The sequence below is a fragment of the Streptomyces sp. NPDC052496 genome (genome assembly GCF_040679095.1).
In the GTDB taxonomy this organism is placed as follows: Bacteria; Actinomycetota; Actinomycetes; order Streptomycetales; family Streptomycetaceae; genus Streptomyces.
Map to the genome: position 1 here is coordinate 16,394 of NZ_JBFAUH010000026.1, position 18,916 is coordinate 35,309.

18 protein-coding genes and 1 pseudogene are annotated in these 18,916 nt (G+C 69.1%); 13 read left to right on the plus strand and 6 right to left on the minus strand.

What is annotated here, in order from left to right:
* Nucleotides 1-38: 38 nt before the first annotated feature.
* Nucleotides 39-821, plus strand: a complete 783-nt coding sequence (locus tag AB0L45_RS29950) for an alpha/beta hydrolase (RefSeq protein ID WP_365845403.1) — start codon at nucleotides 39-41, stop codon at nucleotides 819-821.
* 505 nt (nucleotides 822-1,326) lie between these two features.
* On the opposite strand, the gene AB0L45_RS29955 is transcribed toward AB0L45_RS29950, so the two are convergent.
* A complete protein-coding gene (locus AB0L45_RS29955) occupies nucleotides 1,327-1,578 on the minus strand; it encodes a hypothetical protein (RefSeq protein WP_365845405.1) in 252 nt (83 codons plus the stop codon).
* 137 nt (nucleotides 1,579-1,715) lie between these two features.
* Nucleotides 1,716-2,300 carry a TetR/AcrR family transcriptional regulator gene (locus AB0L45_RS29960; protein WP_365845407.1) on the minus strand — a complete coding sequence of 195 codons (585 nt, stop codon included), beginning with the start codon at nucleotides 2,298-2,300 and terminating at the stop codon, nucleotides 1,716-1,718.
* A gap of 251 nt (nucleotides 2,301-2,551) precedes the next feature.
* Here AB0L45_RS29960 and AB0L45_RS29965 point away from each other — a divergent pair, with 251 nt between their 5' ends.
* Nucleotides 2,552-3,490 carry an alpha/beta hydrolase gene (locus AB0L45_RS29965; RefSeq protein ID WP_365845409.1) on the plus strand — a complete coding sequence of 313 codons (939 nt, stop codon included), beginning with the start codon at nucleotides 2,552-2,554 and terminating at the stop codon, nucleotides 3,488-3,490.
* A gap of 832 nt (nucleotides 3,491-4,322) precedes the next feature.
* Here AB0L45_RS29965 and AB0L45_RS29970 read toward each other — a convergent pair.
* On the minus strand, nucleotides 4,323-4,502 hold the full coding sequence (locus AB0L45_RS29970; RefSeq protein WP_365845411.1) for a hypothetical protein: 180 nt from the start codon (nucleotides 4,500-4,502) through the stop codon (nucleotides 4,323-4,325).
* A gap of 31 nt (nucleotides 4,503-4,533) precedes the next feature.
* On the opposite strand from AB0L45_RS29970, the gene AB0L45_RS29975 reads away from it, so the two are divergent.
* A complete protein-coding gene (locus AB0L45_RS29975) occupies nucleotides 4,534-4,869 on the plus strand; it encodes a hypothetical protein (protein ID WP_365845413.1) in 336 nt (111 codons plus the stop codon).
* A complete protein-coding gene (locus AB0L45_RS29980) occupies nucleotides 4,866-5,447 on the plus strand; it encodes a hypothetical protein (RefSeq protein WP_365845415.1) in 582 nt (193 codons plus the stop codon). Before AB0L45_RS29975 ends, AB0L45_RS29980 begins: the two co-directional genes overlap by 4 nt.
* A 961-nt stretch (nucleotides 5,448-6,408) precedes the next feature.
* Here the strand turns inward: AB0L45_RS29980 and AB0L45_RS29985 are convergent.
* On the minus strand, nucleotides 6,409-6,582 hold the full coding sequence (locus tag AB0L45_RS29985) for a CsbD family protein (protein ID WP_365845417.1): 174 nt from the start codon (nucleotides 6,580-6,582) through the stop codon (nucleotides 6,409-6,411).
* A 146-nt stretch (nucleotides 6,583-6,728) separates the two neighbouring features.
* On the opposite strand from AB0L45_RS29985, the gene AB0L45_RS29990 reads away from it, so the two are divergent.
* The 6 genes from AB0L45_RS29990 (at nucleotide 6,729) to AB0L45_RS30015 (ending at nucleotide 15,866) form a co-directional block, all read left to right on the plus strand.
* A complete protein-coding gene (locus tag AB0L45_RS29990; protein ID WP_365845419.1) occupies nucleotides 6,729-6,899 on the plus strand; it encodes a hydrophobic protein in 171 nt (56 codons plus the stop codon).
* Between the two features lie 1,043 nt (nucleotides 6,900-7,942).
* On the plus strand, nucleotides 7,943-8,653 hold the full coding sequence (locus tag AB0L45_RS29995; RefSeq protein ID WP_365845421.1) for an FCD domain-containing protein: 711 nt from the start codon (nucleotides 7,943-7,945) through the stop codon (nucleotides 8,651-8,653).
* 1,187 nt (nucleotides 8,654-9,840) lie between these two features.
* Nucleotides 9,841-13,524, plus strand: coding sequence for a carboxylic acid reductase (gene car, locus AB0L45_RS30000; RefSeq protein WP_365845423.1), 3,684 nt, complete (start codon nucleotides 9,841-9,843; stop codon nucleotides 13,522-13,524).
* 246 nt (nucleotides 13,525-13,770) lie between these two features.
* A complete protein-coding gene (locus tag AB0L45_RS30005) occupies nucleotides 13,771-13,941 on the plus strand; it encodes a hypothetical protein (protein WP_365845425.1) in 171 nt (56 codons plus the stop codon).
* A 344-nt stretch (nucleotides 13,942-14,285) separates the two neighbouring features.
* On the plus strand, nucleotides 14,286-15,011 hold the full coding sequence (locus AB0L45_RS30010) for a DJ-1/PfpI family protein (RefSeq protein WP_365845427.1): 726 nt from the start codon (nucleotides 14,286-14,288) through the stop codon (nucleotides 15,009-15,011).
* Nucleotides 15,012-15,164: 153 nt separating this feature from the next.
* Entirely contained in the window at nucleotides 15,165-15,866 is a 702-nt protein-coding gene (locus tag AB0L45_RS30015; protein WP_365845429.1) for a DUF3159 domain-containing protein, read from the plus strand.
* A gap of 123 nt (nucleotides 15,867-15,989) precedes the next feature.
* On the opposite strand, the gene AB0L45_RS30020 is transcribed toward AB0L45_RS30015, so the two are convergent.
* Entirely contained in the window at nucleotides 15,990-16,304 is a 315-nt protein-coding gene (locus AB0L45_RS30020) for a DUF6355 family natural product biosynthesis protein (protein ID WP_365845638.1), read from the minus strand.
* Between the two features lie 20 nt (nucleotides 16,305-16,324).
* Here AB0L45_RS30020 and AB0L45_RS30025 point away from each other — a divergent pair, with 20 nt between their 5' ends.
* The 3 genes and pseudogenes from AB0L45_RS30025 to AB0L45_RS30035 form a co-directional block, all read left to right on the plus strand.
* Complete coding sequence (locus AB0L45_RS30025) at nucleotides 16,325-16,462, plus strand: hypothetical protein (protein WP_365845648.1); 138 nt, start codon at nucleotides 16,325-16,327, stop codon at nucleotides 16,460-16,462.
* Between the two features lie 5 nt (nucleotides 16,463-16,467).
* Nucleotides 16,468-16,692 (plus strand): hypothetical protein, encoded by a 225-nt coding sequence (locus AB0L45_RS30030; protein WP_365845431.1) that lies wholly within the window; start codon nucleotides 16,468-16,470, stop codon nucleotides 16,690-16,692.
* 608 nt (nucleotides 16,693-17,300) lie between these two features.
* A pseudogene (locus AB0L45_RS30035) lies at nucleotides 17,301-17,740 on the plus strand (transposase); the annotation flags it as partial.
* Between the two features lie 27 nt (nucleotides 17,741-17,767).
* Here AB0L45_RS30035 and AB0L45_RS30040 read toward each other — a convergent pair.
* Complete coding sequence (locus AB0L45_RS30040; RefSeq protein WP_365845433.1) at nucleotides 17,768-18,853, minus strand: NAD(P)/FAD-dependent oxidoreductase; 1,086 nt, start codon at nucleotides 18,851-18,853, stop codon at nucleotides 17,768-17,770.
* Between the last annotated feature and the right edge of the window lie 63 nt (nucleotides 18,854-18,916).

Consider the following 18,916-nt stretch of genomic DNA (forward strand, 5'->3'; position numbering starts at 1 on the left):
TGAGGAGAAGCGCGAAGATGTCGAATGTTACAAAAACTGTGGCCGTAGCGGGAGGCTGCCTGGAGGCGTACGTCGGGGGCCGGGGCGGCGGGCCCGCGCTGGTGTTCACGCACTACTGGGGTGGCTCAGCGGGCACGTGGAATCAGGTTGTCCGCCTCCTCCCGCCGGAGCAGGCGACGGTCCGCTTCGACCAGCGCGGCTGGGGCACGTCGCGTGAGCTGCCGGGGCCGTATCACCTCGACCAACTCGCCGACGACCTCCTCCGGGTGGTCGAGGAGTGCGTCACAGGGCCTTTTGTTCTCGTCGGTCACTCGATGGGCGGCAAGGTCAGCCTGCTGGCCGCGGCCCGCCGCCCTGCCGGGCTGGCCGGGACGGTGCTGGTCGGGCCCGCTCCCGCGCTGCCGGCCGCGGTCGTCACACCGGAGTACCGGCAAGGCTTGTCGCACGCCTACGACTCGCCCGTGACCGTGGAAGAGGCCCTCGATCACGTCCTGACCGCTGTCGCCCTGTCGAAACCGGTACGTGACACGGTCGTACGGGACAGTCTCGCCGCCTCGCCCGACGCGCGCACGGAGTGGCCGTTGCACGGAATCGCACAGGACATCACCGGGCAAGCCCGGCGCATCGACACCCCTGTGACGATACTGGCGGGAGAACACGACAAGGTCGAACCGCCCAGCCTGCTGCGCGAATGCCTGCTGCCCTACGTTCCGCACGCAACCATGACCCACATCCCCGGTACCGGGCACTTGCTGCCTCTGGAGGCTCCCGAAGCGATCGCCGACGCCATCGGCGGCTTCCTGACAACCATCGGCGACTGAAGGACACAGACGAGGCGCGGGAAGTCGTCGCACGAGGTCACAGCCCGTACGGGCAGTGGCAGTACGCGGTTGAGCACCACCGCGGTGCATGGGAGCGCCGCCCAGCCCCTCCGATGAGACGCAAGCTAGTGGTCCGGAAAACCGTCCAGCTCGGCTTCGAGACTCCGCCCCCGCCCACTGCGGATTTCATCGACGGGGCGCGCCAGTGCGAGTTCTGCGGGCAGCGGGAACGGCGGCACACTTCATCCGTACCCGTCACGGAACCGACCCGGTCACGGTGTCGGCGCAGCCCACTTCCCTACGTAATCAGCGACCGGATCGTGGCCCGGTCGCCGCTGCTTGTCGGTTGGTGTCCTCGGCGGCTCACGGGCGGCGGAGCTTCGTACGGCCTGCCGTCCCGCGCTGCAGACCACTGCGTGCGGTGCACCGGGGAAAGGACCGGCGCGTCCCGGCTGCCGGTGTCCGAGCAACGTCCCGAGGTTCGGGCTCCGGCGGCGCGCCGGCGTCAGTAGTCCCGGTCGTCGAACGCATCGGCGATGTCGCGGTGCTGGAGCATCCGCTGGTACACGGCCCGGAGGTCCGCCAGGGTTGTCTCGCTCTTCCAGTAGCGCTCCCCCGCAATGTCCCGCGCCACCGTGGCGGCCGGCTCACAGGTAACACGCGATACCCGTTCCCACAGGTCCCGGCCGATCGGACGGCCCGCGCGCTCAGCCAGCACGATCCGCTCGATCAGCAGGGGTGAACTGGCCCGCCGCATCGTCTACGTCTCCGACCACTGCGTTCGCTGATGAAGCCGCTCGGTCCGAGCTCCTCGGCGCCACTACCGCGCACACCTCGAACTCATGAAAGGTCTGCGCGGACCAGGCTGCGAGTCCGACGGCCGTATCGGATGCGTTACGCGCGCAACGCCTGCGACAGCGCGTCAACGGTCACGCCCACGACAGCCAGGAGCTGCGCCGGGCTCGTCCCGGCCCTGCTCATGACGGCGAGTGACTGGTTCACGGCCGCCACGTGTACAGCGAAGGCCTCGGCGTCCGGGTCGGCCAGTCGGCCGGCCTTCAGCGCGGCGCGCAGGCGCAGGCGCTGGGAGCCGAGCGTCTGCTTGGTGTGCGCTGCGACGCTCGGACTCAGCCCTGGAATGGCCATGGCGGACTGGGCAATCAAGCACCCGTCAGGTAGTTCGGGGTCGGCGATGCGTTCCAAGGTGACGTTGAAGAAGGCACGGACAGCAGCGACAGGTTCCGAGGCGGCACACGACAGGGCGGCGTCGTACTTCTCGCCATAGCGCGCGGCGTAGAGGTCCAGGCAGCGCAGGAAGAGCGTGTCCTTGTCGCCCAGGGAGGAGTAGATGGAACTGCGGTTCAGGCCGGTCGCCCGAGACAAATCGTCCAATGACGTGTCGGCGTAACCGTCGCGCCAGAACTGGATCATCGCGGCGTCGAGTGCCGCGTCCATGTCGAACTGCTTCTTGCCTGCCACGCGGGCACTTCCTTGCCGATGCGTCGATGGTTCGGAATGTGTTGCGCCCCATTCTATCTTGAACCGGTCAGTTCAAGACGTGTTAGCCTGCGAGCGTGGTCATGGCCGGGCATGCCCCGCACCTTGCGACCGCGCGAGAAACACACCACGTGGTCCCAGCCACCGCCGTCGCCTACACCGTCCGACCGCCCGACCGCACACCTGGCGCCTGACACCTGACACCTGACACCTGACACCGACGGAGGACCCCCGTGACCGGCCCAGCAACCAGCACTTCGCATGTCTGCGAAAGCAACCCCATCCGCGATCTGCCCCTGCAGCATCTGGCCGGATTCACTCACCGCTGGGTCGACGCGGACGGTGTCCGCCTTCATGTCGTTGAAGGCGGACGGCCGAGCGGCCCGGCCATCGTCCTGCTCGCCGGCTTCCCGCAAACCTGGTGGGCCTGGCGAAAGGTGATGCCCGGCCTCACCCACCGGTTCCGCGTCATCGCGATCGACCTGCCGGGTCAGGGCCACTCCGAGCGTCCGGAGGGCAGTTACGACACGCACACGGTCGCCGCGCACGTCCACACCGCCGTAAAGGCTCTCGGAGTGTCGACTTACGGTCTGGTCGCCCACGACATCGGCGCCTGGGTCGCCTTCTCCCTCGCCCTCAACTTCGAGAGCCACCTGCGCGGGGCCGCTCTGCTCGACGCCGGTATTCCCGGTATCACTCTCCCGGAGGCGATTCCCACCGACCCGGACCGAGCGTGGAAAACCTGGCATTTCGCGTTCCACATCGTGCCCGACCTGCCCGAGACACTGCTTACCGGCCGCGAACGCGAATACGTCGGCTGGTTCCTGAAGGTGAAAGCCCTGTCTCCCGATACATTCGACGCCGCCGAACTCGACCACTACGCGGCGGCCGTCGCCGCCGACGGCGGCCTGCGTGCTTCCCTCGCGTACTACCGGGACGCCGCGAAGTCAGCGCGCAAGAACCGCGAGGCACTCAAGCGGCGGCACCTGACCGTGCCCATCCTCGGAATCTCCAGCAGCCACGGTTCCGTTCCGGACATGGCCGCCTCCATCAGCCCCTGGGCCGACAACACCACCCGAATCGTCGTGCCCGACGCTGGACACTTCATCCCCGACGAGCAGCCCGAAGCTGTCGCTGCCGCGATAACAGACTTCATCGCCGCCGACGACTGACACCCGTCGAAAGTACCCGACCGCGCCGCCCAAGGCCGCGCGGAACTCGGACCACGCAGCGGCGCCAACGAGTGGCAGCCGGGTGGCTTACACCGCGCCAGGCAACCGCCCGGCGGGGCCTCCCGATCCGCCCGGCGCCGGTTGTTCAGCGTCGGCGGGGCCGGTGACGGATTCCGGATACCAATCAGTTGGCGCGACGCTGGCCACTTCAGACTGCTGAGGCATCTCGCCGGAGCTTGCAATCACTCCCGCACCCATACGGATATTGCTGGCTGGCTTTCCGTCACCAGGTGGCCAGCTCTTCACGCTCGGTGATCGCCCTCGACAGACAATGGCAGTAGCGCCGCGCTCCCGGGAGCACATCCGAGCCCGCCGACCACGAACCCACCCCGACGACCGCGGCCAGCTGATCCCACGAGCAACCGGATACCGGATCACCTGGCGTGCATGGCGCTCGGAGGGCAGTACAGCTTCGGGCCGCCTCCGTCTCAGGGGAGAACAACGAGTACACGGAGCGCCGGACCGAAGGCAGCCCGACACCGGTGACGAACCGGCCCGGCCCGCCCGCGGCTCCCCCATCGCTTCCTCACGCTCAGCGGCCCCGCCCTCGCCACGGTCACCGAACACCATCACGGGCGCGGTTCTGTGGGACTGGGTCAGACAACGATACCGCTCCTCCACCTGTCACAGCCTCCACGGGCCACCTGAACGATCGCCGGCTTCTGACGACGGCTTCCGATGACGGCTTCCGACGACGACATCTGACGGACGAGCGCCCAGACTGGAGGGAGTGCTGGAGGCGAGGTACAGAGGCCGGTTCACGAAGGGACCGTCAGGTCGCTCCAAGAACCTGATCTTCGCTGCCGACGATGCCAAGCCAGACATCGTGCTGGGAAGACGCGGTCAACAACGGTATGGAAACCGTCTGCAACGCATTCACGTGCCTGGCGTTTCCCTGTTCGCCGCGCTCCTGAAACAGCACCAGGCCCGCGCCCCGTAGACCGGCAGTCACCCCGTCTCGGGGCTCCTCGCACAATGGACACGTGAGCGAGCAGATCAAGAAACGCGAGCAGGTCCCACCCCGGCGGCCCGAAGACGGGCCCGAGCCGCGGGAGTGGTGCCGGCTGCCGGGCGACCAGTCGGCCCGGTACGTCTACGACGACGGCTCTCGGGCGTACGCGCCGGTGATGGCGCACCCGGACCACGCCGACGGCCAAGCCGAGTACCAGGTTGCCGTCCAGACCGGCCGTGGCCCGGGCCCGGTGCACCGAGGGCACTGGTCGTACCGGTGGCCCCGGCCTGGCCTGCATGTCGTCAAGGCGTGCAGGCAGACCAAGGCGATGCAGGACCTGCTCGGCACCACGGAGACAGCCAGATGACGACCACCTCCACCACGACGGCCGCGCGCGCCGTGACCGACGTACTCCAGCCCCGCAACGTCCTGGTGGTGGGCATGTCGGGCATCGGCCTGGCGGCCGCGGGCGACTGGACCGGTCTGCCGTGGGGCCTGCTCGGCGCACTGTGCGCCGGACTCGTCCCGGCCGGGTACATCGAGTGGCAGCGCAAGCGCGGCACCTGGGGTGACCGGCACGTCGTCGACCGTACGAAGCGCGGCCCCATCTTCCTGGTGATCCTGGCGTCCGTCGGGCTCGGGGCACTCGTCATGGTCCTCGGCCACGCCCCGTCCGGCATCCTCGTCGCCATGCTCGCCCTGTGGGCCATGACCGTCGTCCTCCTGGCCGTCAACACGGTCTGGAAGATTTCCGTGGACTCCGCCGTCGCCTCCGCGGTCCCCGCCCTGCTCGCCGTCGTGCACTCGCCCTGGTGGCTGCTGGCCTACCTGCTCACCATCGCGGTGTGCTGGTCCCGGGTCACGTTGACGTACCACACCGTCGCGCAGACCGTGGCCGGCGCGTCCTGCGGCGCGGTGACCGCCGCGGCGTTCCTCCTGGCCTGACCGCGACCGGCCACGGCGCCGCGGACCTTCCGGTCCGGGGCGCCGTGGCGTTCAGGCCGCGCTCGCATCCGCGTCGGTGGCCAGGCTGCCGCCTTCGGGCCCGGCGTGAAGAACGTTCTCTTCGATGCGCCATGGCGGAAATAGACAGGTCGGTCTCGAAGGGCCGGATCGACCGACCGCGGCTTCTCTTCCAACGAGAGCGGCGTGGTACTTCGTCTCGTCAGAGTCTTGGTCTTGTGCATCACCGACGCCAAGACGGGCCTGAGTCTGGGCATGGGGATAGGGGTAGGGGTAGGGGTGAGCATGCCAGAGGACAGGCGCCGGGGTATCGGCGCCGTATGCGGCAACACTCTCGCGGGCCGCGGCCCAGACGGAGCGTCACCGGTCGCAGTGTCACCTTCGACGGCGCGTATTCGACCACGATCTTGCGTGCCTGGTCCACAACCGTCGGTCACCGCACCCGCTGTCCCGCATGCGGTACATGTACATGTACCGCGCCACACCGTCCAGCGCCACGGCGCACCAGGCGCAGCCGCCTCGCAGCCGATGCGTTCCGTCCGCGGCAACATCCCGGTTTTCAGGGGGCGTCTGCGTCCCGGTCCCACCGGCCCGTATCTCCCGGCCGAGGCTCGTACAGTACCCGGCCGACGGCGCCGAACTTCCCGAGCTCCGTGATCACCACGGTGCTTGTGGCGGCCTCCTCCGCTGTCCAGCCAGTGATCTCGAACAGCTGGCCGTCCGGCGGCCGCCCACCAGATCTGCGTTCGTACATCTCGGCCGCGGGGCCCGCCATTGCGTTGGTGAAGAACGGTGGCGCGGGGTCTGTCCTGTGTGGCGTGGAGGACGAATATCTACGGAATATCTACGAATGCCGAGGCCGAATCATTCCGGCGCACGGCATGGCAGGTCGGGGCCGTAACCTGCGGTTGCGACCCCGACCACGCGTCGTTTCAGACGGAATTCAGTGCCGGAAAGCGTCCTTAACCTTTTCCTTGGCGTCCCGAAGGCTGCCCTTCGTCTTGTCGTTCTGGCCTTCGGCAGTCGCCTGTTCGTTGCCCGCGGCGCGGCCGGCTTCCTTCTTCACGGCGCCCTTGGCCTGCTCGACCTTGGCCTTGGCCTTCTCACTCGCGCTCATGACATCCTCCCATCAGCACTGTTGCCTGTCGGCGCGAGTGCCCGGCTCCCGGGCGCGCAAACAAACCGCCGCATCGTCTTCGGCAGAAAAGTTGCGAGTGTGACAGGGAAAGCGCGGGGCACACGTCGCTGCGGAGGTTGATAATCATGGTTCCGCTGCTACTCGTACTGCTTCTCGCACTGATCCTTTTCGGTGCAGGGTTCGCTCTGAAGGCTCTGTGGTGGGTGGCCGTCGCCGTACTGGTGATCTGGCTACTCGGCTTCGTCCTGCGGTCCGCCGGGTCGGGCGGTCGCCGCGGCCGCTGGTACCGATGGTGAGCTGAACCCGCCACCCAACACCCCGTGGGCCCGCCCCGGATCACCGTGATCCGGAGCGGGCCCATGTCGCGCCCTCACTTCGCTTGAGGGAAGTCCGGAAACGGATGCGCACGCATCTTCGCCCGAGTCGGCCACGCCGGAACGGGTAGTCGGTGCCGTAACCGGGGCGGGACCGGGCCCGCGCTGGGAACCAGGCGCAACCTCCGGCCCAGCCCGTCCCGGCCCCATATCACCCGCCAAGCGGCGAGATGATCGAGATGGTGATGGTTGGGCTGCGCATGGTGCCCCAGCGCTCACTCGTTGCCTTCCGGCCGATGGAGACCTGGCCCGCCCTCGGGCCCCGTTCGCCTCGCGTCCCCGCGGTCCCCGCCTATCACTCGGCGGCCCTGCGGCTGACGTGACGGACGCCCCGGGACCATGACCCGCTGTCCGCTGTGCGCCTGGGCCGCCTCGCCCCCCGACCAGGCGGTGTGTTCCCCGAGTGCGCAGCCAGGAGCGGCAGGACGTGCGGCACGTGCGGCGCGTGCGGCACAATGCCGGGCGTCGCGCGGCGTAGAGCCTCGGTGTACTTGCTCCCGCTCAGGCTCGCCCCAGTTGGCGGTCTGCGCGGCGGTGGGCTGGTTCTTCGGCTTGACGTACTCCTCTGCCAGGCCGGTTGCGCCGCCGACACCAGCCGCACCAGCCCAAGTCACGAGCAGCCGACTTCCTACCAGAGCTCGCCGCACTGAGGGCGGGGGGAAGCGGTTGTCGAGCAGGCGCTCCTCCCTGCGCTCCACGACGCCGTGCAGCCACAGAAAAGCCTGCAGATTTGCAGCCCGCGTCCGCCTGTGTCACCGGCACCTCGCGCTCGCTGTGCCCGCCGCGCCAGACGGCCGTCAGCTGCACGCACCAGAGAGGCCAAGCCCCCAGGGCTCCGGGGGCTCCGGAGCCCCCGGAGTGAGAGGTCCACAGGTACCGGTCCGCCCGGGAGTCGGCGGCGCGATTCGGCCTACGCAGCCTCATCTGTTATTCAAATGTCTGACGTTTGTCTGTATGCTGTCTTCATGAAACGCATCAGTACACCGCGGCGTACGGCCAGCCTGTCCGCGCAGCTCGTGGACAGCCTCCGCTCGTACATCGAGGCAGGTGGATGGCCCGTGGGGACGCGCATCCCGCCGGAGCAGGCCCTCATCGAGGAGTTGGGGGTCGGGCGCAGCACGCTGCGGGAGGCGCTCGGCGCGCTCGTGCACCTCGGTCTGCTGGAGGCCCGGGTGGGGGACGGCACCTACGTCCGTGCGTCGAGTGAGCTCCAGTCGGTCATGGTGCGGCGAGCAAGTTCCGCGCAACGGAACAACGTTCTTGAGCTGCGTACCGTTCTCGAAGAGTACGCCTCGGGGGCCGCCGCCCTGCGCCGCAGCGAGGAACAGCTGCAGCAGCTGAGAGAGCTGTTGGCCGATGCCGACGCGGCCTGCGCCGGCGCGGACAGGTCCGCGGCCGAGAGTGTCGATGCGCTGTTCCACCGAGCCGTCGTCCGGGCGAGCGGCAACGACCTCCTGGTCGAGATGTACGACCACCTCGGTACGGCTCTCACCTCCTCCCTGGGAGGCCTCCCCTGGGACGCCGCCGGCGCCGAGGAGCATGCCGCCCTGCACCGGCGCCTCGTCAACGCGATCGAGGATCAGGACGAGAGCGGCGCCCGCGCCGCGGCAGCCGCGATCGTCCAGCTCACCCGCGATCACGAGGCCGGGGCGCCGCGCGTGGCGGAGGGAGAGTGAGTCCGCGGTTAGCTGCAATGAGACCGCGGCCAGATTCGATGAGACCGCGGTCAGATTTGATGAGTCCGCGGCTAGGTTCGATGAGTCCGCGGATCGTTTCGATGTCCCGGCGGCACTCCGCCTCTGAGGCACCGGCCGCCGACGACACCCGTCCTGCCGTGTCTATCAGGGTCGTCTTCGCCATCTGCCTCGTGACGGTGCACCTGCGTGCCGGTCCCGCCCGTATCGGGGCGCTGCTGCCCGCGATCGAGCACGGCAGCGACCTGACGTCGAGTCGGGGCGGCCTGCTGAGCACCCTCTCCCCTGCTGACGTTCGCCAGGACATCTCCTCTGGTGGTTCGGGCCTCACACCGCTTCGGCACCGCGCGCCTACTGGTGGCAGGTCTCGACGCGCCGACCGTCGCAATCGTGGTCCAGTCGGTTCCCTCAGTGAGCGGGCAGCACGGCCACGGTCTCCTCCGCGATCTCCGCACCGCTTTTCCCACCTTGCCGGGTTCCTGGCACACCGCTCTCCTCTGGCTTCCTCTGGCTTCCCCTAACTTCCCCTGACTCTGCCCTGGCTCTCCCCTGGGGTGACGCCTTCGCCAACATGGCCTTCCTTGCCTGGGCCTGGCTGCCCAGGATACGAGACGACAGGTTCCGTAGGCCCCACGCCGCCACCAGCGTGACCCGCAACCCGGCCCCCTGGCGCTCGCGACCGGCATGATAGGTCCCGTCTTCGTGGGGCTGCAGCCGCTGTCTTTCTACGCCGCCCTCGCGTGGCTGCCAGCAGCTCGATCCCCCGCTGCACGGCCAGCACCACACCGGACGGATGCTGTCCTCACACCGGCTGATCGCGCTGCTCTTCTCTCACAGCCAGCAGTCTCCTGCCCCTGCTCACCCGGGGCCGTCACGGCCAACGATGGACCGTCGCCGGGGCCTCAGTCACCGCGATCGCCGCGATCACCGCGATCGCCGTGACCGCCGTGACCGCCCTGACCGCCGGCCCGGCCGTACTGCTGTCCACCCCGCGCCGTCCATTCCGGCGTACCCCTGCTCGGACGGGGCAGCCGCGCGTACCTGCTCCTCTCCCCCGCCTTCCAGAGCGAACGCACCAGCAGCTCCAGCGAAGCTGCCGCGCCGGGATGCATGGCGCAGTCCACAGGAACCACTGCCTCGCCCGCTCCCAACCCACAAAGGAGAGCTCCATGCCCAACCCACAGCCCCCGACCAACGCCTTCACCGCACACACCACCCACACCGAACACACCACCCGCACCACACACGCCTCACCCACCACCCGCACCGCACAACGCTCCGCTCACCTCTACGCAACAGACCCGCAGTTCCGCGACGCCGCGCCCTTGGACGCCGTCACCGAAGCGATCCGGCGGCCGGGCCTCCCGCTCGGCGACCTCGTGGCCACGGTGATGGAGGGGTACGCGGACCGCCCCGCCCTGGGCGAGCGTGCCGCGGAGCCCGTCACCGACCCGGACACGGGCCGTACCACGCTGCGCCTCCTGGAGCGCTTCGAGACGATCAGCTACGGCGAACTGTGGGAACGTGTCGGCGCGGTGGCCTCCGAGTGGCGGCACCACCCCGACCACGCCGTGAGCCGAGGTGACTTCGTCGCGGTGCTCGGTGCCCCGAGCACCGCGTACACCGTGGTGGATCTGGCGTGCGTCCGTTCTGGTGCGGTGAGCGTTCCCCTCCAGGCCGGCGCCTCGGTGGAGCAGCTGGCGCCCATCGTCGCGCAGACCGGGCCGCGTCTGCTCTCGGTGGACATGGCGCACCTCGACGTCGCGCTCCAGCTCGCGGCGGATGCCCCGTCGCTGGGCAGGATCGTCGTTCTCGGCCACCGTCCGGAGATCACCGCCCACCAGGAGCAGTTGGGGCTCGCGCGCGGTCGGCTCGCTGCGCAGGGTCGAGGTGTCACTCTGGACACGCTGGAGTCGGTGATCGTACGAGGACGAGCCCTGCCCCCGTTCCCCCGGAGCCCCGAGGGGACGACGGCCGACGCGCTCAGCTTGCTGATCTACACCTCGGGGAGTACGGGCACCCCCAAGGGCGCCATGTACACCGAGCGCCTTGTCCGGCAGTTCTGGGTCGACTTCGTGCCTGGCCAGGGGATACAGCCGTCCATCGTGCTCAACTACATGCCGCTGAGCCACATGATGGGACGGGGGGTGCTGTTCGGCACGCTCGCCAAGGGGGGCCTCGCCTCCTTCGTGGCGTCGAGCGACCTGTCGACGCTCTTCGAGGACCTGTCCCTGGTCCGCCCCACCGAGTTCTTCATGGTGCCCCGTATCAGCGACATGCTCTTCCAGCGCTACCGGAATGAGTTGGCCCGGAACGAGGCGGAGGCGGAGGCTGAGGCGGAGGCGGCAGGAGATGCGGCCGAGCACGCGGAGCGCGTACAGGAGGAACTCCGGGAGAAGGTGCTGGGCGGCCGGCTCCTGTGGGCCGTCAGCGCCTCGGCCCCGCTGAGCGCGGAGTTGACGGCGTTCGTCGAGAAGTGCTTGCACGTCAAGCTGCTCAACGGTTACGGGTCGACGGAAGCCGGAATCGTCTCGCTCGACGGCCGGGTGCTGAGCCCTCCGGTGACCGATCACAAACTGGCGGACGTGCCCGAGCTGGGATACTTCCGGACCGACTCGCCGCACCCCAGGGGTGAACTGCTGATCAAGTCAGACCGGCTTTTTTCCGGCTACTTCCAGCGGCCGGATGCCACCGCCCAGGTCTTCGACGAGGACGGCTTCTACCGCACGGGCGACATCATGGCTCGCACCGGTCCCGACGCGTTGGAGTACGTCGACCGCCGTTCCAACGTCCTCAAGCTCTCACAGGGCGAGTTCGTGGCCACTTCCCGTCTGGAAAGCCTCTTCGCCGGCAGCCCGGCCGTCCAGCAGGTCTTCGTGTACGGCAACAGCTCCCGTGCCTATCTGCTCGCCGTCATCGTGCCCACCCAGGACGCGATCGAGCGCGCCGGCCAGGACACCCAGCGCCTCAGGTCGATCCTGCGCGAGGCCCTGCAACGCCTCGCCACCGAGGCAGGCCTCAACGCGTACGAAGTGCCACGGGACTTCCTGATCGAGACCGAGCCGTTCAGCCAGCAGAACGGATTGCTCTCCGGAGTGCGCAAGCTGCTGCGCCCCGCGTTGACGAAGCGCTACGGCGAGCGCCTCGAAGCGCTGTACACCGAACTGACCGAGCGCGGGCCCGACGAACTCCAGGCGCTGCGCCAGGCCGGCCTGTCCCAGTCGGTACCGCAAACCGTGCTCCGGGCCGCCCGAGCGCTCCTCGGCCACCGACAGGGCGACGTCACGCCCGGCACCCACTTCCTCGAACTCGGTGGTGACAGCCTCTCCGCCCTGTCCTTCTCCCAGCTGCTCAAAGAGATCTTCCACGTCGATGTGCCCGTCGACGTCGTCATCAACCCGGTCAACACGCTCCGGCAGGTGGCTGATCACATCGAGAAGGCCCTCGCGGGGCACCGGCGGCCGACCGCCGACAGCGTCCACGGACCGAACGCGACGCGGCTCGTGGCGGGCGACCTGACGCTGGACGCGTTTTTCGACACGGAAGCCTTCGCGCAGACCGGCAGGCCGGCCGGCCCGCTGCCCGAGGCACGGACCGTCCTGCTGACCGGCGCCAACGGCTACCTGGGCCGTTTCCTGTGCCTCGAATGGCTGGATCGGGTCGCTGAGCGCGGCGGCACGCTGGTGTGTGTGGTCCGTGGCAGCACCGACGCGACGGCCCGGGCACGGCTCGACGCGGCCTTCGACAGCGGCGACCCGGAACTCCTCCAGCGATACCACGACCTGGCCGCCGAGCACCTGGAGGTGGTCGCCGGCGACATCGGGGAGGTCCGCCTCGGGCTCGACGAGGAGAACTGGCAGCGGCTGGCCGACATCGTGGACCTGATCGTGCACCCGGCGGCACTCGTCAACCACGTCCTGCCGTACGACCAGCAGTTCGCCCCCAACGTCCTGGGTACGGCCGAACTGATCAGGCTCGCGCTCACCTCCCGGATCAAGCAGTTCACCTACCTGTCGACGGTCGCCGTCGTCTTCGGCTCCGAGGCCGCGGCCGACGAGACGGCGGACATCCGCACGGTCTGCGGGACGCGCGACCTCGACGGCGGATACGCGAACGGTTACGCGGCCGGCAAATGGGCGGGCGAGGTACTGCTGCGCGAGGCGCACGACGCGTACGGCCTGCCGGTCGCCGTGTTCCGCTCGAACATGATCCTCGCGCACCGACGCTACCGGGGCCAGCTGAACCTCCCGGACGTCTTCACACGCCTCTTGCTGAGCCTGCTGGCCACAGGCATCGCTCCCGGCAGCTTCTACGACCGGGGCGTCGGCGACGGCACCGGTTCCGACACCAGTACCGACAACAGCGGTACCGACGCCGGCACCGGCACCGGCACCGGCGCCGCCACGGGTGCTGTCAGCGGGCACTACGACGGGCTCCCCGTGGACTTCACAGCGCAGGCCATCGCCTCACTGGGCGACGGCACACGGGAGGGGTTCCGGACCTTCAACGTCGTGAACCCGCACGAGGACGGCATCTCACTCGACACGTTCGTCGACTGGCTGGCGGCAGCAGGCCACCCCCTGACACGCATCCACGATTACGACGAGTGGCTCGACCGCTTCGAAACCGCCATACGCGGCCTGCCCGACCGCCAGCGGCAGCATTCGCTGCTCCCCCTGCTGCACGCCTTCGCGAAGCCGGAGCAGCCCCTGCCTGGTTCCGCCCTGCCGGCGGACCGATTCCGCGCGGCCGTGCGAGCTGCCGCGCTCGACGAGGAGAACGACATTCCCCACCTGTCGAAGGACCTGATCACCAAGTACGTGACGGGCCTTCGGGCGCAGCACCTGCTGTGACCCAGCCGCGCGGACGATCGGTCCCGTAGGGCTGTGTACGTTCTCCGCTCCGGCCGGTGACGGGTGTCCTGCGACAGGGAAGTGCGAGTGAGTGCCGCCGAAGTTTGAATGTGGGCCACCGAAGCTTGAGTGGCCAGATCACTTCATTCCGTCCCGGCGCACCCCGTTGCCGGGCCCGGCCGCTTCGGTCCCCGGCGCACCCGTACGCCACCGAACAGGGCACCCTTCGCACGCGCCTGGTGGCAGATGTCCAAGCCCGAGTCGGCCGTCGAGGCGCTGCTGCACGCCGTACGGGCCTCGCGCGGCGAAGTCCGCGACCGGCCTGCTACCAGCCGGATCGTCACGGACCTGGCCCAGCGCCACCCACGCTCGACTGGAATGCGCGAGCTGGCGGCTGCCGTCACCACTTCGCGATAAGACTCTGGGCAGCCGTACGGGTGGGCTCCAGCTTGGTGTCCGCCGAGTCACGCCCACGAGACTACGGAGCGTCCTGGAGGTACTCGCCGCCCCGCACCGGCTGACGCACGACGCCCAGCCGAAGCCACGACAAGGCCGCTGCTGTGCTCTCTCCCCCCCCCCCGCTTCCCGCCAACGGCCGGCCCCATGTGCAACGTCGGTCAGCAGAAAGAACCCACAGCTCATAGCGTTGGCGAGAACCCGTTGGAGACTGTCGATCCAGCCCATGGCTTGCTCCTGCCGCGCTGCTTAGCGTGAGGGGCGCGGTCAAGAGACCGGCAGCCCCGGAAGAAATGAGAAGCGCCATGCTCGCCCAGTTCGTCCTCTTCGACGGCTTCGACCCGCTGGATGTCATCGCCCCGTACGAGGTGTTCAGCGCCGCCGGGAACTTCACCGACCAGGTGCGGGCCGAACTGGTCAGCGCCGAGGGGACCAGGGAGGTTCCCAGTGGGATTCCCGGCATTTCCCTGACGGCCGCTGCCCCGCTGGACCCGGGCCGCGCGGACCTGATCGTCGTACCCGGCGCGGCGGGCACGCTGCCCGCGGGGACGGACGCCCCCACCGGGGAACCGGCCGGCGCGACCATCCCCGTCCTCATCGGCAACTCCCTCACCACCGAGCTTCCGGGGCTGCTGGCCAAGGCCCTCGCCACGCCCGGCACCACGGTGGCCACGGTCTGCGGGGGTTCGCTGGTTCTGGCGATGGCCGGGCTCATCAAAGGCCGTAACGCGATGACCCACCATCAGGGCGTGGACGTGCTCGCCCAGAACGGCGTCACCGTCGTCCACGCCCGCGTCGTGGACGACGGTGACCTGGTGACTGCCGGAGGCGTCACTTCCGGTCTCGACCTGGCCCTGCACCTGCTGGACCGGGAGATCGGTCCGAAGATCGCCTTGGCCGTCGAGCACCTCTTCGCGCACGAACGCCGGGGCGTGGTGTGGCGTGACCGGGGGGCGGTCCCGCAGCCCAGCCCCTTCGACATGGCGCAGGGCACCGCCGGCATGCCGTCGTCCGCGTCCGTTTCGGCCTGACACCTCGCACGCCTACGCGTCCCGCCGTACGTTGCCTGCCACGGCGGGTACGGCGGGGCGCGCCATCCTCCGGCGCGGACCGGGAACCGAGCACGTGCCGCCCCCCCGGCGGCCCGGGCTGCCCGCCGCAACTGTGGCGAACGGAAGGAAGCCATGGACACACCACACAGCGAGGTCTCGACGGGTGGCGCCCCCCACAGCCCCCTCCCGGGCTCCGGCCTCAGCCCTGGGAAGGCGGTGATCAAACGGTTCGGCGGCGCCTCGGGACTGGTGGCCACCGCGGCTCCCACCCTCGTGTTCGTCGTCGCCGACCGTCTCGGCGGCCTGCGGCTCGCCCTGGTGTCCACCACGGTGACGGTGATCGTCGTCCTCGCCTGGCGTCTGCGTGCCAAGGAGCAGGTACGGCACGCCGTCATCGGCGCGCTGGTGGCGGTGGCCTGTGCGGCCGTGGCGGCCGGCACCGGGGAGGCAAAAGGATTCTTCCTGCTGCCCATCCTGGTACCGGCCGTGGCGACGCTGGTCTGTGTCCTGTCGGTGGCTGCCGGCCGCCCGCTGGCCGGTCTGATCGCGAACCGGCTGGTCGGCGGCCCGCCGCAGTGGCGCTCGTACCGGCCCCTCCGGCGCTTCTACGGGGCGACAACACTGCTCATCTCGCTGGTGAGCCTCGCAAGCCTGGTGGCACAGGTGATTCTCTACCGCCAGGCCGAGATCGCCTGGCTCGGAGCCCTGCACATCCTCATGGGACCGCTGTGGCTCGCCGTCACGGCCGCCTCCATCCTCCTGTCCCGCATGGCCGTGACCCGGTATCGCAAGGCGGCCACGCAGGAGTCGGAGTACGCGGGGACCGAGGCGTGACGACGCGGAAGAGGAAGAAGCGTTACGGAGCGAGACCCACGGTGCCGCCCGCCGGCCGCTGAGCCGCGCCCTCTCCCCGCCGCGGCCCCGGGCACAGCCGCCCGGGGCCGCAGTCTCGGGGCGTCAGCAGGTACGTCCGGCGTACCGCGTACCGTCGGTCTTCCCGGCGGGCCCCAGCCATGTCACTCCAGGGCCCACACAGCGCTTGCAGTTGGGCCCGAGCACCTCCACTTCGATGATGACGCGGGTGCCGTCGTTCGTGCAGTGGTGGTGGAATGCGTCCCTCGAAGTCTCGTAGAACCCGCATGGGGTGGCGGCCGCTGGGGGCCGCGATGGACATGCCGAGGGTGAGGGCCGCGGCGCCGAGGGTTGCCGAGAGAGTTGGCCCTCGTGAAACGTACCTTCCTCTCCGCGCGGCCACGCCCGGCGGCCGCGCAGTCGAACGAGGGGAAGTGCGCGTGGCCTTCTCGTCCGACACCGGGTACCAGCCGACCGATGAGGACCGGACGAGCCTGGACGCCTGTTTCGCGGAGTACGACGCGCAAAGCGCGCAGCGGAACGTCGAGCGGATGGCGGACATGGTGGTCTTCCGCTGAGCCTGGTGAGCGACATTTCGGTCGGCAACGGCCGCTCGGCGCAGTGGGGCCGGGAGCAGTTCACCCCGACGATGGCGCACGTGATGGGCGAGGAGGAGCAGGACATCGCCTTCGAGTTCACCCGGACGCCGGTGTTCCTCTCGCCCTCAATGGCCGTGGGTGTTCACGGACTCAGCCACGAGACGGGAGGCCCGGACCCGCCCGGCAACTGCGGTACGCCGACATCCTGATCCGCCGTGGCGGCACGTGGGCGTTCCAGACCACGGTTCAGAGCGGGTGGGGCGACAACCTGTAGGCCCGGCCGCCGCTACCGGTGCCGGTGGCTGCGTGGGGTGGCCCGCCAAAGGCTTCGTCACCGCTGTCGGGGCGGCTCCTGCGAGTGGTCCACGGCTCGGTCAGTGCCATCTGCCCGAAAGCGGGTGGGGATTGCTGAGCCTTAACGACGTGGGAGCGGGCCCGGCCTGGCGGCCCTGATCCGGATGGAACGTGCCTGCGGCTTCCTGGACGGCGTCCGCGAGCAGGCCAACCGGCTCATCGAGCAGTCCCTGCAGGAGTGGGATCGCCCAGTGGAGAAGGCGCTCCCACGGGGTGAAGCGGGGTTGGGTGCGGCTCCTTTGAAGCGAAGGTTATGGATCAGGAGGTCAGCCTATATATGGCCCGGTCAGGGTCGGGGTACAGACGTCCGTGCCCGCGGGGGTCGTGGGGAAGGTCCAGTAGGTGTTGCCGGGCCCGGAGGCCAGCGACCCTCTTGCAGGAGTACGGACAACATGACGAGGGGGGATCGACTTCTCGCATTGTGCGGGCCGCTCGGCGCGGGCGGAAAAAGCGGGCCCAGCCCGGTCGACCGTGTACGGCCGGCAGCAAGCACCACGTCATCATCCACGCTCAGGGCGTCCCGCTCGCGGTGTCGCTGACCGGCGGAAACCGCAGCGACGACACACAGTTGCTGCCACTACTGGAGAAGATCCCGGCCGTGGCCGCGTCATCGGCCGTCCCAGAGGTCGGCCAGACACACTCCTGGCCGACCGCGGCTACGACCACGACCAGTACCGCCGCCTGGTGCGACAGCGCGGGATCCGGCCAGTCATCGCCGCCTAAGGTCAGAAACACGGCAGCGGCCTGGGCAGCTTCCGCTACGTGGTCGAGCGCACAATCGCCTGGCTGCATGGCGTCCGTCGACTGCGGATCCGCTGGGATCGACGCGACGACATTCACGAAGCCTTCCTCGGCTTCGCCAGCTGCCTGATCACCCACCGCCGCGCCCAATACCTGCGGTGAAACCCCGGACTTATCTGGTTGTTGTGATCAGTAGGGTGCGAATTCGGGGTAGTAGGCTGCGGCGGCGGTTGCGGTGTCAATGTTCCGTGGGAAAAGCGCGGCTTCGTAGGCTCGGATGGCCGCGTCGATGTCCGTGGGCTGTTCGGCGATGGCGTTGCCGAGCTGACCTGCGTCGAAGAGCGCCCAGTTCGCTCCTTCACCGTCTGGCGGTGCCAGGTGCGCGGCATCTCCGATGAGTGTGACCCCGGGTATATGTTCCCAGCGGTGCCCTATCGGCAGTCCGTACAAGGGGCGGAAAATCGGCGGGATGTCGCTGTCCGCGACCAGGGCGACGAGCTCCGGCGCCCACCCCTCGAACATCGCCGCGACGGTGCGGGCGGCCGCAGGGCCGTCTGTGAAGTCGATGCCGTCGAACCAGTCGAGCGGCTGGTCGAACATGGCGTAGGAGTGCAGGGTGTCCGCGCGTTCACGCTGCACGCCGAGACCGATGCGGGTGGTTTCGTCATAGGCGGTCATCGACCCGCCGCCGACCAGCGCCAGGGTGGCAGGGTGCCGGGTGTCGCTTTCATACAGGTACGTCTCGACCATCGAGCGTCCGGCGTAGGCGGGCGTGGCATCGGAGAGCAGCGGTCGGACCTTCGACCAGGCGCCGTCGGCACCGACGAGGATGTCGGTGACTATCGTCGATCCGTTGGCGAAGGTCACTTCGTGACGGCCGTCAGTGAGGGTCCGCACGCTCCGAGTCTTGTGGCCCCACACGACACTGCCGGCGGGCAGGGATTCCAGCAGCAACTGTCGCAGCTCGCCACGCTGCACCTCGGGGCGGCCTCCGGCGGGGTCATCGGGCTGGTCCGCCAGGATGGTGCCGTCGGGCGCCACGTCGCGGGAGGCCTGGCGGCCTTCGAGGACAAGGGATCGGAAGCCGTCCATCAGGCCGGTGGCGCGGATCCCGTGCTGTCCGTTGTAGTCGTGGATGTCGAGCATGCCGCCTTGGCCTCGGGCCTGAGCAGATGCCTCCGCCTCGTACACCGTGGACGCGATTCCGTGAACCGCCAGGCTTCGTGCCAGTGTCAGTCCCGCAAGACCGGCACCGATGATCGTGATCTGAGTCATACAGGCATTCCTCACTGTTGGTGAATGAACCGACGGCCCTGCCCGCGAGACTCTCGGCCGCCG

Bases quoted from the DNA above. Each gene is read 5' to 3' on its own strand.
- AB0L45_RS30005 (WP_365845425.1), top strand. From the start codon at position 13,771: ATGTCCAAGCCCGAGTCGGCCGTCGAGGCGCTGCTGCACGCCGTACGG.
- AB0L45_RS30040 (WP_365845433.1), bottom strand. From the start codon at position 18,853: ATGACTCAGATCACGATCATCGGTGCCGGTCTTGCGGGACTGACACTG.
- AB0L45_RS30015 (WP_365845429.1), top strand. From the start codon at position 15,165: ATGGACACACCACACAGCGAGGTCTCGACGGGTGGCGCCCCCCACAGC.
- AB0L45_RS29995 (WP_365845421.1), top strand. From the start codon at position 7,943: ATGAAACGCATCAGTACACCGCGGCGTACGGCCAGCCTGTCCGCGCAG.
- AB0L45_RS29990 (WP_365845419.1), top strand. From the start codon at position 6,729: ATGGTTCCGCTGCTACTCGTACTGCTTCTCGCACTGATCCTTTTCGGT.
- AB0L45_RS30010 (WP_365845427.1), top strand. From the start codon at position 14,286: ATGCTCGCCCAGTTCGTCCTCTTCGACGGCTTCGACCCGCTGGATGTC.
- AB0L45_RS29980 (WP_365845415.1), top strand. From the start codon at position 4,866: ATGACGACCACCTCCACCACGACGGCCGCGCGCGCCGTGACCGACGTA.
- AB0L45_RS29985 (WP_365845417.1), bottom strand. From the start codon at position 6,582: ATGAGCGCGAGTGAGAAGGCCAAGGCCAAGGTCGAGCAGGCCAAGGGC.
- car (WP_365845423.1), top strand. From the start codon at position 9,841: ATGCCCAACCCACAGCCCCCGACCAACGCCTTCACCGCACACACCACC.
- AB0L45_RS29955 (WP_365845405.1), bottom strand. From the start codon at position 1,578: ATGCGGCGGGCCAGTTCACCCCTGCTGATCGAGCGGATCGTGCTGGCT.